Below are 13,884 nucleotides of genomic sequence, written 5' to 3' on the forward strand. Positions count from 1 at the left end.
ATAATATTAAACTGCCTGCAAAACCAGTTTTGCGTTCACTCTAAGCTTATCAAAGGGTGGTGGAAAACAGTTAGATTTTCCAATCTCACCATGAACGGTTTTAATTTGGAGTTTTGTAGGAAATTCATTGGGGCGTGCCTACCATTGATAACATTCTTATAGATATGGTAAAAGTTGACAATTTCAATCCATTTTTGCATGAAAAATGGCTAAATCTTGTTTTTTATTACAAATGTTAAAGTTAAACACGCCTTTGCATATGATAACAAATTTTACAAATAATTGCTGAAAAATTTGGATAAAGTGCAGGATTTACCCCATCGATTCAAGTTTATTACCTTGTCAAATACAAACAAAAAACCCACCCCAAACTGACCTTCAGCATGGCGTGGGCTTATATCTGCCAATCAGTTGGTTGTTTCTTCTGCTTTTGGCTCTGCTTCGGCAGTTGCTGTGTTATCGGCAACCTTATCTTCGGCTGTTGTGTCATGTGGTGCATCGCTTGTTGCCACGTCACTGGCAACAGGCTTATCCTCTACCGCTTTTTCTTGGACAGGTGTTTGGGCATCGCCATTTGAATCCGCTACTTGGGCAGCTGCTTCTTGCTCTGAGGCGGGGCTGGCAGGAGTATCTGCGGTCGCATCCGGTGCGGTCGCTTCTGCCACAGCTTGTGCTTTTTGGGCATCAGTCGGGTTTGCCTCTTTTTGAGCAAGTTCATCCAAGGCTCTGCCCGCAGGTGTGGCTGAGACGGTTGCAGGCTCATGATTGCCCGCTGGGCGTAACCATGCAAAAACGGCAATACCGCCGATAATCACCAAAAGTAGAACCACGCCAATCAAAGCATGAATGATTTCTTTGGTTGGGTTATTTTCAGAAGCATCATGTGCGTGTGCCATAAATCACCTGTCGTGTTGATGGGTTTGATTTAACCATTTATTTGGCATTTGATTTTATTTAAAATTTTAACATTTTAAAAATCACTCATCAAATGCGTGAGTTTTGTTTTTAAACGAAATAAACTTTGCCCTATTATATACCAATTTTTACCATTTTGTACAATCCCCCATTAAAATTATGGGTAATTTTTACATTTTTATGCCATCAATCTCGCACACCCTCACCCTGATAATACAGCTCATGACTGGCATCATAGCGACTTTGACGTTTGACGATAAAGCTAAGCCCGACCAAAATGAACGCCAACAGCAGTATCGGGTAACTGCCCCATCGCATAAAAGGCGTCACCCCCATCATCATAGGCACCTCCCCACGCAGGACGGTCGGCACAAAGGGGGTCGCTTGGCTGACGATACGCCCCTTATCATCGATAAAAGCCGTCACCCCCGTATTGGTCGCTCGTGCGAACCACCGCCCTGTCTCCATGCTTCGCATTTGCACCATTTGTAGGTGTTGCAAAGGGCCTGCGCTTGTGCCAAACCATGCATCATTTGAGACGGTCAAGAGAAATTGGGTGTCTTTGGCATTTTTGCGAGTGGTGTCAGGGTATGCCACTTCATAGCACACCGCCGACCCCATGGGCTGATTTTTGACCAGTAGTGGCTTTTGGTTGTCATCACCACGGCTAAAACTGGCCACATCTTGCATGCCTGCCAAATCAGGTAAAATATTCAACATCCCCTCAAAAGGAATGTACTCGCCAAAAGGGACAAGATTTTGTTTTTTATACAGACCGCCACTGTCCTCGCCCAGTGCCAACACACTGTTATACAAATGCGGATATTCTCGTGTGGCAGGGTCAAAGTTTTCCACATCCTTATAGGGAATGCCCGTGACCCACGTCGCCCCCTGCATGCGTGCGTGCGTATGCACCTCGTTGATAAACTCCCACGCCTCATCTTGGAACATGGGAATGGACGCCTCAGGCCACACCACGACATCTTGCCCCCACTCGCTCGCTGACAGCTCGGCATAGATTCTTAGGGTCTCGTAGCGGTACTCGGTCAGCCATTTTAAATCTTGGGGAATGTTGCCCTGTATCAAGGACATGGATAGTTTCTCGCCCGTAGGGGTGGTCCATTTGGGGCTGATGACCCACATCATCATGGCAAACAGCACCAAAAAAGCACTGATGAGCAAAAAGCCCAGTTTTTGGCGAAAGACTTCCACCACACTCGCTCCAAACAACACCGCCACAAAGCTAATGGCAAGCACCCCAAACATCGGTGCCAGTGAACTTATCCATGCCACATCAGTAAAGGCATAACCCACAAACAGCCACGGAAAACCAGTCAGTAACCATGTCTTTACCCATTCTTGTAACACCCACAACGATGCAAATGCCAACGGCTGACGACCCACAAAACGCACAAACGCCCACGCCATGACCGCATGAAATAGCCCCATGATAAACGCCATCAAAGCTATCATGATAAGGGCAAGCCATGTCGGGATGTTGCCGTACTCATGAATGGATGTGTAGAGCCAAAACGCACCCACCACCCACAGCCCAAACCCATACGCCTGCCCTATCCAAAACGCACGCCCTGCCCTATCTTCACCCACCAAACAAGCATACAGCACCATGGGCGAGAGTATGGCTATCGTCCATAGCTTATACGGGGCAAGCGACAGTGAGAACATCGCCCCCACCCCCAGACACAGCAGGATAGGAATGATGAGTGGTAGGCGTTTTTTGGTGGCAATTTTTTGGCGAGTGGCGCGCTTGGCGATGCCGACGGTTGGCGTGGTGACAGGGTTTGATTGGTAAGTCATGATAAAAAATTGGGGCAAATAACCGCTTATTTTAGCAAATTTTTGGGGCAAATGCTTATCTTTTCATTTGCAATCCAATCTGAGTGTACTGTCAAAATTACTCCAATAAACAAAAATACCCTTTCCCAAACCCCCAATTTTACGGTAAAATTAGGGGTTTTTATTTTTATAGTTAATTCAAAGCATTTAAAGGTACTCTCATGACCCTACCCACCACCTACACCCCGTCCGACATTGAACAAAAATGGTACACCACTTGGGAAGACAAAGGCTATTTTCGTCCCACCCTTGACAAGCCAAAATCCTTCTCTATCGCAACTCCCCCGCCAAACGTAACAGGCTCGCTCCATATGGGACACGGCTTTAACAACACCATTATGGACGCTCTGACTCGCTTTCATCGCATGAAAGGCTACAACACCCTATGGCAACCAGGCACCGACCACGCAGGGATTGCCACGCAAATGGTGGTGGAGCGTCAGCTAGGTTTGCAGGGCATTAGCCGTCATGACTTGGGACGTGAGAAGTTCATTGAAAAAGTGTGGGAATGGAAAGGACAGTCAGGTGGCAACATCACTCGCCAAATCCGCCGTCTAGGCTCGTCTGTGGACTGGTCTCGTGAGCGCTTTACCATGGACGATGATTTGTCCAAAGTGGTCAAAGAAGTCTTTGTGCGTTTGTATGATGAAGGGTTGATTTATCGTGGCAAACGCTTGGTAAACTGGGACTGTAAACTACACACCGCCCTATCTGACCTAGAAGTGGAAAGCGTGGAAGAGCAAGGTAATTTGTGGCATTTTAGATATTATTTTGCCGACAAAAGTTTGACAACCCAAGACGGTAAAAATTACCTTGTCGTGGCAACCACACGCCCCGAGACCCTGCTTGGCGACAGTGCGGTGGCAGTACACCCTGATGATGAGCGGTATGCCCATTTGATTGGCAAAACCATTGTCCTGCCGATTAGTGGACGTGAAGTGCCGATTGTGGCGGACGATTATGTAGAAAAAGACTTTGGCACAGGGTGCGTCAAAATTACCCCTGCTCACGATTTTAACGACTATGAGCTTGGCAAACGTCATGACCTGCCACTTATCAATATTTTTGATGAAGATGCGTGCGTCAAGACCGAGTTTGACTTTATTGCCAAAGTGGGCGAGCAAATTTCCGACCACATTACCGCACCAGCCGAGTATGCAGGACTTGACCGTTTTGTCGCTCGTAAAAAACTCGTGGAGCAAGCCCAAAACGAAAACTGGCTTGAAAAAATTGAACCCTACACCCTAAAAGCCCCTCGTGGCGACCGCTCTGGCGTGATTGTTGAGCCACTTTTGACCGACCAATGGTACGTCAAAATCGCCCCCCTTGCCGAGCCTGCCATACAAGCGGTGCAAAATGGCGACATCAAATTCGTCCCTGAGCAGTACACCAATATGTACATGGCGTGGATGCGTGATATTCAAGACTGGTGTATCAGCCGTCAGCTGTGGTGGGGACACCGCATTCCTGCGTGGTATGATGATAATGGCAATTTTTATGTCGGTCGCAGTGAAAACGAAGTGCGTGAAAAATATAATCTGGGCGATATTGCTTTACGCCAAGATGACGATGTTTTGGATACTTGGTTTTCATCAGCTCTTTGGACTTTTTCAACGCTTGGCTGGAAAGGAACGGATGAAGATTTTGATAATGCCATTTTACAAAACTTTCACCCCACAAGCGTCCTAGTTACAGGCTTTGACATCATTTTCTTTTGGGTTGCCCGTATGATTATGATGACGCTTCATTTTGTCAAGGACAAGGACGGCAAGCCACAAGTGCCATTTCATACCGTCTATGTACATGGCTTGGTGCGTGATAGCGAAGGGCAAAAGATGAGTAAATCCAAGGGCAACGTGCTTGACCCCTTGGATTTGATTGATAGTATTGACCTAGAAAGTCTGGTCGCCAAACGTACCACGGGGCTGATGAACCCCAAAGATGCCGTTAAAATTGAAAAAGCCACTCGCAAAGAGTTCCCCGAAGGTATTCTTGCCTATGGCACAGATGCGGTGCGTTTTACCTTTGCAAGTCTAGCCAGTACAGGGCGAGACATCAATTTTGACCTAAAACGTGTGGAAGGCTATCGTAACTTCTGCAACAAAATTTGGAACGCCACTCGCTTTGTCTTGATGAACGTAGAAGGCAAGCCAATCAGCGACACGCCCCGCCCCGAGTTTTGGGAATTATCCGAAAAATGGATAATAAGCCGACTACAAAAATGCGAACAAGCGGTAAACTTGGCGTTTGAGACCTATCGTTTTGACTTGGCAAGCCAATCTATTTATGACTTTATTTGGAATGAATACTGCGACTGGTATGTGGAGCTTGTCAAGCCTGTCCTAAACGATGAGAGCGTGCCTGATGAGCGTAAAGCCGAGATTCGCCGTGTGCTGTTGTCAGTGCTGGAAGTCGCCTTGCGTTTGACACACCCCATTATGCCGTTTATTACCGAAGAGATTTGGCAAACGCTTGCCCCCATGCTTGGGCAGACAGGCGAGAGTATCATGCTCGCTCCATTCCCTGTGGCGGACGATGAACGCATTGACGAGCAAGCCGAAAATGATATGGCATGGCTACAAAGCCTTATCGGTGCGGTGCGAAACATTCGTGGCGAGATGAAACTGGGCAATGCCGTGCGTTTGCCTGTGCTACTGCAAGGCGTAACGGACGAAGAGAGAGCAAGCCTTGCCCGCATTGAAAGTCAGTTTAAAGCCCTTGCTAAGGTTGAGCGTTTGGAATTTTTAGGCAATGATGAAAAAGCCCCGTTATCATCATCTAGCGTGATTGGGCAAGCGGTTGTTTATGTGCCGATGAAAGGCTTGATTGACCCTACGGTGGAATTGGCTCGTCTCAATAAAGAACTGGAAAAACTTACCAAACAATACGACCAAATCGCAAATAAACTTGCCAATGAAGGTTTTGTTGCCAAAGCACCGCCTGCGGTTGTTTCGGCTGAACGAGAGAAATTAAGTGAGCTTGAAGGGCAGATTGGGAAGGTGAAAGAGGGTATGGGGGAGATTGAGGGGTTGTAAGTTTGAAAAATACTTCCATTATCATCCTAGTATATACTCTTTTGGAGTTGAATGCTCCAAAAGATATAATTTAATTAAATGAGGTAATTTTATGTTAGTTTATGCAAATCATTTTGAAATCATAGGCAAAGACCGTGAAAGTGAAGTTTTTCGAACGATTAAAGGTTGGTTAAAAAGTATCACAAAACTTGATTTATCTATCAATGACCTAAAAAGTGGTAGTGATTTTTCGGATGAGAGTAAGTATTATTTCATTAGAACAATCAAAGATGATGATAGCAAACAGTAATCAATCTCTTTATTTCATTATGATATAGAAATAAAAGGTAGAGAGTGGAAAACGGAAATTGGTATTAAAAATAATACAGATACTTTATTTATGTCATTAAAGGTTGAAACGATAGAGCAAAGCACACTTGTGAGTGTTCAGCCTCAATCTACACGACCTAAATTGATTAATTTTTTACAACAAAATTGTAATTTTAACTTAAATACAATAGGTTCAAGTCATGTTAATGTAGATAACTTTAATGATTTTAAAAATATAGTTTTTGATCCTAATAGAGATTATCCAATAGTCTTGGTTAGTTGTATGAATGACAGTGGATTGTCATTTGTTGATTGTGAAAAACTACAAGAGCATTTGTTTGGGTTAGCTCAGGTTTATTTTTTAGAAAATAATATCAATTCTTACGAATTTGAGAGTTTTATGGGTACTACCAAATGTTGTGCTTGGGATGGTGCAATAAATATTATTTACCCGATTAATAAATACAGCAATATTTCCAACACACTATTTTCCAGATCGAAATTAACTGAACTTGATAAGGAATCGAGTGCTATTTTTAGAAGTATTTTGTCTTATGTTACAAATTATACAAATATCCGTAAAAAATCTAGACATTTGAGCCCTTATGACGTAAAGTTAGAAGGCTTGAAAAATCGTAGAAACAAACTGAAGGCTGAAATTAGAAATTTAAATTTTGAAAATAGTTCTGATGAGTTAGTTGAATATAAAAAATTGGCTAATGAATTATTTGAAGAATTAGCAAATGCGGAAGAAAGTTTTTCAGAAAAAATTAAGCAGCAGGAAAATAGTTTTCTTGAAATGTTATCTCAAAGTGAGGAACAAGTTAATAAACTGTCTGATGAAAATAATAGATTGAATTCTAGAATCTATCAACTTGAATATTCTAATTCTAATACCATTCAAAACAAAGTTGGGGACAATTCTATTATTATAAATTTAAATGAAAATGATTTATATAATAATGAAATTAAACTTTTTATTTTGGAGGCAATACAAAACTATTTTAATAGTTTGCCCCAAGATGATAAAAGCACAAGAAAATATCATATTTTCAAAAACTTATTGGATTGCAATCAAGGTTTTTTAAGTCAAAAAGATGACTTTTTTAATAGATTGAAAGTTGAATTTAAGGGTTATACTAAGTTAAACAAGAAACAAAGAGATGTGCTATCAGAATGCAATGTCGAGTTAAAAAATGAAATCTCTCATAATACTATTGGGTTTATTGGGGATGATAGATACACAATGACATTCGCAAAAACAGCTAGCGATGCCAAAGCTGGTGATAACATTGTTCGAGATATTAAGAAACAGTTGTTTTAACATTTCTTAAAATATCCCCACCACCCCAAACACCACACTATGCCCCTGCACAATCACATCAATATCAGGGGCATAGCCACCACCCATTGTTACCGCCATTGGAATTTGCCTATTAAACATCGTCTCTACCACATAGCGTTCTCGCTCGTACAGTCCATCCATTGTTAGATTTATCCGCCCAAGCCTATCATCAGCCAGCACATCCACCCCTGCTTGATAAAAGACAAAATCAGGGTTAAAGTCATCCAGCACTTTGGGCAAATGGTATTTTAACAAACTTAAATACTCATCATCGCCCACACCGTCCGCCAAACCAATGTCCAAATCCGACTTAGGCTTATGATAGGGATAATTTTTCTCACCGTGCATACTCATCACAAAGACATTGGCATTATCCGCCATGATAGACGCATTGCCATTGCCCTGATGAACATCTAAGTCAAGGATTAAAATGCGTTTGGCAAGCCCTTCTTTTAACAGCACATTGCTCGCCACACAAATGTCATTTAAAATACAAAAGCCCTCGCCACTGTCCGCAAAGGCGTGGTGCGTCCCACCCGAAGTGGACAGGCTAATGCCGTCCGTCAAGGCATAATTGGCACATTCTATGGTTGCCCCAACCACCAGCCGTTCACGGTCTATCAGGGACTTACTCATTGGCAAGCCAATTTTTCGGCAGTCTTTGGGCGATAAGGTCAGATTATCAAGGGCGTGCCAATACTCCACCGTGTGCGTGGTCAAAATCTCGTCCACGCTTGCCATTTTTGGGGTAAAAAACTGCTCGGGCGTGGCAATGCCGTCCGCAATCAGTTTTTTGGGCAAAAGTTCATATTTTGCCATGGGGAAACGGTGTCCATCTGGCAAGGGCAGGGCAAACTCGGGGCAATGAGCGATTTTAAAGAACATAAAGATTATTGGGCGGTGTGAGTGGGCAGAAAAAACGTCCGCTTTTCATCGTCCACAACCGCCTTTATCTCATCGCCCACGTCCACATAATCCCCTGCAAACTGGCTTGGCTCATCGTCCGCCAGCACGAGCGTCATGATACCCCGAGCCACTTCGGTAAGTCCTGCTAGGGCTTGTAGATAACAGCCGAGCGATTTGTCGGTTAATGGGTTAAACTCCACGTCAAAGGCAATCTTGGCACGCACTTCGCCGTCTGTGGGGTCAAACTCAATCCCGCCAAAACTTACGTTCATGTTCATCTTGGCAATCTCCATAAGCATGGCGGTATAATGACTCGCAGGCACGCTGTCGTCTAATATGCCAAATGCCGAGACAAGCTGATTGTCTTCGTTGATACGAAACACGCACGTCCAGTCGTTCTCACGGTCGGTAAAGCCCATGATAAGATGATGTGTGTGTCCGCCGTCATCAGGTGGGCGGTGGTCGTATTTCCAGTCTTGTTTATCAAGCCATGCCATGATGTCACGGGTTATGGGGTGCGATGTGGGCTTGGCGGTTGGAGCGGTTAGGATTTGTTTGGGTTTGGCGGTTTTTAGGGTGTCTTTTGCCTTGCCCGCTACTTTATCCGCTGTCGTGTCGGGATTGGGTTTTTTAAATAGACTTTTGATTTTTTTAAACATAAGATTGCCTTGGTTGTATTTTAAAAGATTGATATTTACCGCGGATTTGTAGGGGTTGGCTCCGCACACCCTTTGATGACATTACCGTACAAAGCGTGCTTGGCACGCCCCTACATCCACACATCATTGCGTCTGTAATAATTTTAAAATTTCTTGGGCGTATTTCAAGAATTAGCATAACAAAAAATAAGGAAATTAAAAAGCATTATTTGGGTTTTTTGGGGATTTTTCGATTTGACAGATTTTAACAAGGCATATTTTAAATCATCATTTACTTACTAGACTTCCTGCAAAACTAGGCTTTCCGTTCGCCCCGAGCTTGTTGAGGGGTGGCGGAAAACCGTTATGGTTCGACAAGCTCACCACGAACGGTTTTCCTTATTTTGGGTTTTGCAGGAAGTCTACTGTTAAATACTGTGGTGTAGGCAACCAAAATGATTTACACTCTACAAAATGAAAAAGTACCACGGTTTCCGTTCGTGGTGAGCCTGTCGAACCATGACGGAAACCGACCCTTCGACAAGCTCAGGGCGAACGGTTTCCGTAGTAAAATTCAATTTTGTTAGCTGTATCATAACGGTAATGGTCGGTACAATCCACGATGATGATACTGTCCTGCTTTTCATGCCAAATAAAGTGTAGCACCATATCAGACGTGTGATAACGCCCCGTTGGGCTTAGGCGGTAGGACGGTATGCCAATGTGATAATGCCACAAATGATTAGTGTAGGTATAGGTATAATTGGGGTCGGTTGGCGATAGATTTTTCCAAGACGGGCTGATTTTGCCTTTATAATGACAAAAAACGGCATGGTTAAATCCATGTTGCTCAACCAAATAAATAAAATCCACAATCGCATTTTGTAAATTGGGCGGAAAATTAGGATATTCTTTTACAAATTCATCGCCAAGTAAAATATCGGTCATAAAAAAGCCCTGTTTGTCATCAGGGCGTATTATATCAGGATTGTTTAGGCATGGTTAATTTGTTTGGCACGGTTTAACAAAAACGCATGAATTTGTGATTTTTCCAGCCCTTTTGGCAAAGCAACCCTATCAGCACGAATGGCTTTATCCATACGCTGTCGGTCTAAGGCAATGGGCGAGTAATCGTCCGTCATATGTTTATCATAATAATATGCCACGATAGACGTGCGTACATATTGATGATGTACGGCATGGGTATTGTCAATGATAGGGGTAAATAACATGAAAAACTCATAAATACTATGCAGTAATGCATATTTTAAACATTTTTAACTGATAACACAAGTTATCATTTTTAATCCCACAAAACAATCATCATTTTTGCCGTCATCATTCAAATTTCCCCCAAAATTTGCTATGATAATACTTTATAATCAAGAACAGCCCCATGACCCATTCAGCAACCCTACAACTGCACCAAGTCGCCATTGGACGGGGCGATTTTATCTTGTGCGATGACGTCAATCTTACCCTACACGCAGGCGATGTGTGTCATCTGGTCGGCGAAAACGGACTGGGCAAGACCACCCTACTTAACCAAATCGCAGGACTACTCCCCACCACGCACGGCACAATCACCAAATCCCCACTGGTGTACGTCTCTCATCAACTGGGTATCAGTCCTGTCTTGACGGTCGCCCAAAATTTGCGGTTTTTGTTTTCGCTGTATGATGTACAAGCGGATAATGACACCATTGACACCGCCCTAGACATGGTTGGACTGTATGGCTTGGGCGATACGTCCAGCGTTCAGCTATCAGCAGGACAAAAAAGACGGATCGGACTGGCACGGCTGTTTATCATGACCCCCACCCATGCCCCCTTATGGCTACTTGATGAGCCTTTGACTGCCCTAGATGTGGCAATGGTCGCCAAATTAGAAAAACGCATGGGCGAGTTTGCAAACATGGGCGGAGCGGTGCTTGCCACAAGCCACCAAGCTATGCAAGGGGCAAACCGTGTGCTAGACTTAGCGGAGTTTGCCCTATGAAAGCCCTACTACAACGAGAATGGCAAATCAAACGTCAAGGGGCGGTGCAATGGCTCTACCCCTTGGTGCTGTTTTTGCTTATCATCACGCTGTTTCCCTTGGCTATCGGGGCAGAGCCTGCCACACTGTTACGCTTAGCAAGTTCGGCGGTGTGGATAGCGGTGCTGTTGTCGCTCGTTATGGGCATAGAAGAGCTGTTTCGCCCCGATTTTGACAATGGCACGCTTGCCGAGCTTGTCGTCTCAAACGCCCCACTTGCCACATGGGTAGCCGTGCGGTTGGCGGTGCATTGGCTGTTTAGTGCAGGCTTTGTGGCGGTGTTGTCATTTCTAGCGATACCGCTGTTTGGCTTGCCTATGGGCGACACGCTCATGCTTGCCGTCTCTATCGTAGTCGGCTCGCCCATGCTTCTCATGCTGTCCGCCATCGCAAGCTCGCTCACATTGACCCTAAAAAACGGGGCGGTACTTGTGCCACTCATCGCCCTACCCATGCAATTGCCTGTGCTGATTTTTGCCACAGGGGCGGTGGATTTGCACGCCACAGGGTTAAATGGCTTACCCATTCTTGCCATGCTCGGGGCGGGCAGTATTTTGGCAGTGATGATAACGCCTTTTGTGATTGCAGGGATTTTAAAAATGGCGTGGGCGGATTGATTGTGATTTAACCACCGCTTGATATATTTACAATACATTACAAAAAATTTATTAACTGTGGATTGACAAAAAAAAAATCAGATATCCTATAATTACATTTTTGTTACTTTATTTAGGGTATATTTTATGTTAGGTTTTTTACTCTTGGTTGTCATTCTCTTGGCTGTCATTCCAGTATTTATTGGTGCTAAATACTATGACTTTAGGAGATACACAAAAGGATATGCAGATGCAATTGAATATGCAAGGAAAAATGCAGGTGTTGATTTTCAGCCAGACTATCTATTAAAAACTAGCATTTTAAAAGTCCCTGTATTTGGCATTGACTCTGAAAAAAAGCTTTTTTATATTTATGGTCGTAAAAGCTGTGGAATATTTCACGCATCAGAAGTTACCAATATCAGCCTTGATCAAAGACCTAGCGGCAATGCTTTTAAAACGTTCTTAACTTTAACTGTAAAAGACTTAGATGAACCTAAGCGATATGTCATATTTGGCAATATGATTGAAGCGGAAACTTGGTTTGGTAGAGTACAAGCCGTTTGGAATAGTTAATTTGAATCAGTCCAATAACATTTTAATCGACAATGAATTAAGGGTAAAGCTCGTGTTTGGATGGATTGGGTAGTTTTGCAGGAAGTCTATTATTTGATATGGTAAAATAACGCTTATCAAATTCACGTTATATTTATTAAATAAAGCACCCGAATTATTCAAACACTGGTTTCACCGCCAATTCACCAAAATATTTGTAATTTTGATTTAAAGGATTTAGTAATGAAAAGATGTTTTTTATTATCTTTAATGGTTGTTGGTTTATCAGCTTATGCCAATAACGCACACGCCAATGACACTGCCACGATTGATGGCTATAAATTACACGGTTGTACCACAGGCGGAGGCAAAAATTACTGCACGACTGATAAAAAAGAAATTTCCAAAATTATCGGCAAAAGTAAAGAGTTAAAGACAGCGAATTTCGCCCAAAATAAAAAGCTAGTACAGCTATTTTATCAAGGAAAAAACTCCCCCATCACAGACATCTTTGTCATTGATGATAAAGCAAAATCCATCTATCTTTATCCGCAATTTGCTTGGTTTAATTGGAGCATTGAGGAAAAGCAAACCTACCCCAAAAGAGCCCCAAAGGTCATTTCAAATAAAAAAAGTAACACTTTCTGTCTGCATCAGCCCTACGCATGGTTTGATAGTTACGAACAAGAAGGGCAAATTGTCACAAGGGCGATGGTGGAATATGACATGGATGATGAGTTGCGGTATGTATGTACCAGTTTTGACAAATATGGCGACAAAGAATTTACATCAGATGAGCTCATCAAAGCCAAGGACTATCTTAAAATGGTAAAGTAATTTTAATTAAGGGGCTTTTTAAATGCTGCAGAATGCCTAGCACACCCCCCTTTTAAATGAAAAGGCATATTAAAGCGTAAACACTTAGGATTTTTTATGAAAAAAATTATTTTTTGCACCTTGATGATGGCTTTGGCAATGATGAGTCATGCTGATGAGTCGTATTGGTACGACATTCACTCTAACATCCCCCAAAAAACCATGAACAGCTATCGCATTCAGTGCTATTCAAAAGATGACATCTATTTGAAGATCGAGACCCTTGACAGTCAGCACCAGCCCTTTAACTTCTGTGCACAGCCTGTGGTGAATGAAATTTTAAAGACCGCTCATGACATCAAGTCTCCGAATTTTGCCAAAGATTTAAAACTCATTGAATATCGACCTTATAATAACAAAACCTATAAAATGGCGGTCATCATTGATGAAAAAGACAAAAAAATCATTCCATCAACGTTTGTGTATGGTCATAGGGAATATTTTTTAAATAACACTAAAAAACCAATCAAACCTACATTAAAGGCATCTAAAGATTCCTATATGTACTGTTTTTCAGGTGATGCGAACGTTACTACCATAGATGAAATGATGGCGGGTTCCAATCGCTCAAAAAATCATCTCTGTACGGTATTTTTGGGAGAGATTGATGGTTATTATGATTTTTTAGTGTTAGAAAGAGGCTATTATTTCGGTGCAAAACTACCTGAACAGGACAAAGAAATCTCACAGATGATGACGCACCGAAACGCCAAAGAGCTAATTAAAAAAGCCAATCGCAAAAAATGATTGCTTAATATTGAGGGTGTGGGGCGAGATAGAATATAAACCCCCACATCATCAATAGTATTTAAGA

General features: G+C 42.9%; 14 protein-coding genes. 8 read left to right on the forward strand and 6 right to left on the reverse strand.

Annotated features, from left to right (window positions below; all coding sequences use genetic code 11):
- Nucleotides 1-407 precede the first annotated feature (407 nt).
- Nucleotides 408-896, reverse strand: coding sequence for a flagellar basal body-associated FliL family protein (locus K941_RS17300; protein ID WP_115341009.1), 489 nt, complete (start codon nt 894-896; stop codon nt 408-410).
- A 205-nt stretch (nt 897-1,101) separates the two neighbouring features.
- Entirely contained in the window at nt 1,102-2,733 is a 1,632-nt protein-coding gene (lnt, locus tag K941_RS16060; protein WP_051226094.1) for an apolipoprotein N-acyltransferase, read from the reverse strand.
- A gap of 200 nt (nt 2,734-2,933) precedes the next feature.
- On the opposite strand from lnt, the gene K941_RS0112880 reads away from it, so the two are divergent.
- The 3 genes from K941_RS0112880 to K941_RS0112890 all read left to right on the forward strand — a co-directional run bounded on the left by K941_RS0112880 (nt 2,934) and on the right by K941_RS0112890 (nt 7,440).
- Nucleotides 2,934-5,807: a valine--tRNA ligase gene (locus K941_RS0112880; protein ID WP_029103897.1), complete on the forward strand. Its 2,874-nt coding sequence runs from the start codon at nt 2,934-2,936 to the stop codon at nt 5,805-5,807.
- Nucleotides 5,808-5,898: 91 nt separating this feature from the next.
- On the forward strand, nt 5,899-6,096 hold the full coding sequence (locus K941_RS0112885) for a hypothetical protein (RefSeq protein WP_029103898.1): 198 nt from the start codon (nt 5,899-5,901) through the stop codon (nt 6,094-6,096).
- 129 nt (nt 6,097-6,225) lie between these two features.
- Nucleotides 6,226-7,440 carry a hypothetical protein gene (locus K941_RS0112890; protein WP_147287533.1) on the forward strand — a complete coding sequence of 405 codons (1,215 nt, stop codon included), beginning with the start codon at nt 6,226-6,228 and terminating at the stop codon, nt 7,438-7,440.
- Between the two features lie 6 nt (nt 7,441-7,446).
- Here the strand turns inward: K941_RS0112890 and K941_RS0112895 are convergent, their stop codons facing one another.
- The 4 genes from K941_RS0112895 to K941_RS0112910 all read right to left on the reverse strand — a co-directional run bounded on the left by K941_RS0112895 (nt 7,447) and on the right by K941_RS0112910 (nt 10,237).
- Entirely contained in the window at nt 7,447-8,346 is a 900-nt protein-coding gene (locus K941_RS0112895) for a histone deacetylase family protein (RefSeq protein ID WP_036388484.1), read from the reverse strand.
- Between the two features lie 5 nt (nt 8,347-8,351).
- Nucleotides 8,352-9,026 carry a hypothetical protein gene (locus tag K941_RS16065; RefSeq protein WP_051226087.1) on the reverse strand — a complete coding sequence of 225 codons (675 nt, stop codon included), beginning with the start codon at nt 9,024-9,026 and terminating at the stop codon, nt 8,352-8,354.
- 525 nt (nt 9,027-9,551) lie between these two features.
- The gene (locus tag K941_RS0112905) at nt 9,552-9,953 is read right to left on the reverse strand and encodes a hypothetical protein (protein ID WP_029103901.1); all 402 of its coding nucleotides are present in this window, start codon (nt 9,951-9,953) and stop codon (nt 9,552-9,554) included.
- Between the two features lie 44 nt (nt 9,954-9,997).
- Nucleotides 9,998-10,237: a hypothetical protein gene (locus K941_RS0112910; RefSeq protein WP_029103902.1), complete on the reverse strand. Its 240-nt coding sequence runs from the start codon at nt 10,235-10,237 to the stop codon at nt 9,998-10,000.
- Nucleotides 10,238-10,401: 164 nt separating this feature from the next.
- Here K941_RS0112910 and ccmA point away from each other — a divergent pair, with 164 nt between their 5' ends.
- The 5 genes from ccmA to K941_RS0112935 all read left to right on the forward strand — a co-directional run bounded on the left by ccmA (nt 10,402) and on the right by K941_RS0112935 (nt 13,817).
- Nucleotides 10,402-11,004, forward strand: coding sequence for a heme ABC exporter ATP-binding protein CcmA (gene ccmA / locus K941_RS0112915; protein WP_029103903.1), 603 nt, complete (start codon nt 10,402-10,404; stop codon nt 11,002-11,004).
- Nucleotides 11,001-11,660 carry a heme exporter protein CcmB gene (locus K941_RS0112920; protein ID WP_029103904.1) on the forward strand — a complete coding sequence of 220 codons (660 nt, stop codon included), beginning with the start codon at nt 11,001-11,003 and terminating at the stop codon, nt 11,658-11,660. Before ccmA ends, K941_RS0112920 begins: the two co-directional genes overlap by 4 nt.
- A gap of 126 nt (nt 11,661-11,786) precedes the next feature.
- A complete protein-coding gene (locus K941_RS0112925) occupies nt 11,787-12,215 on the forward strand; it encodes a hypothetical protein (protein ID WP_029103905.1) in 429 nt (142 codons plus the stop codon).
- Between the two features lie 222 nt (nt 12,216-12,437).
- On the forward strand, nt 12,438-13,031 hold the full coding sequence (locus tag K941_RS0112930) for a hypothetical protein (RefSeq protein ID WP_029103906.1): 594 nt from the start codon (nt 12,438-12,440) through the stop codon (nt 13,029-13,031).
- A 96-nt stretch (nt 13,032-13,127) separates the two neighbouring features.
- Nucleotides 13,128-13,817, forward strand: coding sequence for a hypothetical protein (locus K941_RS0112935; protein ID WP_029103907.1), 690 nt, complete (start codon nt 13,128-13,130; stop codon nt 13,815-13,817).
- Nucleotides 13,818-13,884 lie beyond the last annotated feature (67 nt).

It is taken from the genome of Moraxella caprae DSM 19149, assembly GCF_000426885.1.
GTDB classification, from domain to species: Bacteria; Pseudomonadota; Gammaproteobacteria; order Pseudomonadales; family Moraxellaceae; genus Moraxella; species Moraxella caprae.

Bases quoted from the DNA above. Each gene is read 5' to 3' on its own strand.
- K941_RS17300 (WP_115341009.1), bottom strand. From the start codon at position 896: ATGGCACACGCACATGATGCTTCTGAAAATAACCCAACCAAAGAAATC.
- lnt (WP_051226094.1), bottom strand. From the start codon at position 2,733: ATGACTTACCAATCAAACCCTGTCACCACGCCAACCGTCGGCATCGCC.
- K941_RS0112880 (WP_029103897.1), top strand. From the start codon at position 2,934: ATGACCCTACCCACCACCTACACCCCGTCCGACATTGAACAAAAATGG.
- K941_RS0112885 (WP_029103898.1), top strand. From the start codon at position 5,899: ATGTTAGTTTATGCAAATCATTTTGAAATCATAGGCAAAGACCGTGAA.
- K941_RS0112895 (WP_036388484.1), bottom strand. From the start codon at position 8,346: ATGTTCTTTAAAATCGCTCATTGCCCCGAGTTTGCCCTGCCCTTGCCA.
- K941_RS16065 (WP_051226087.1), bottom strand. From the start codon at position 9,026: ATGTTTAAAAAAATCAAAAGTCTATTTAAAAAACCCAATCCCGACACG.
- K941_RS0112905 (WP_029103901.1), bottom strand. From the start codon at position 9,953: ATGACCGATATTTTACTTGGCGATGAATTTGTAAAAGAATATCCTAAT.
- K941_RS0112910 (WP_029103902.1), bottom strand. From the start codon at position 10,237: ATGTTATTTACCCCTATCATTGACAATACCCATGCCGTACATCATCAA.
- ccmA (WP_029103903.1), top strand. From the start codon at position 10,402: ATGACCCATTCAGCAACCCTACAACTGCACCAAGTCGCCATTGGACGG.
- K941_RS0112920 (WP_029103904.1), top strand. From the start codon at position 11,001: ATGAAAGCCCTACTACAACGAGAATGGCAAATCAAACGTCAAGGGGCG.
- K941_RS0112925 (WP_029103905.1), top strand. From the start codon at position 11,787: ATGTTAGGTTTTTTACTCTTGGTTGTCATTCTCTTGGCTGTCATTCCA.
- K941_RS0112930 (WP_029103906.1), top strand. From the start codon at position 12,438: ATGAAAAGATGTTTTTTATTATCTTTAATGGTTGTTGGTTTATCAGCT.
- K941_RS0112935 (WP_029103907.1), top strand. From the start codon at position 13,128: ATGAAAAAAATTATTTTTTGCACCTTGATGATGGCTTTGGCAATGATG.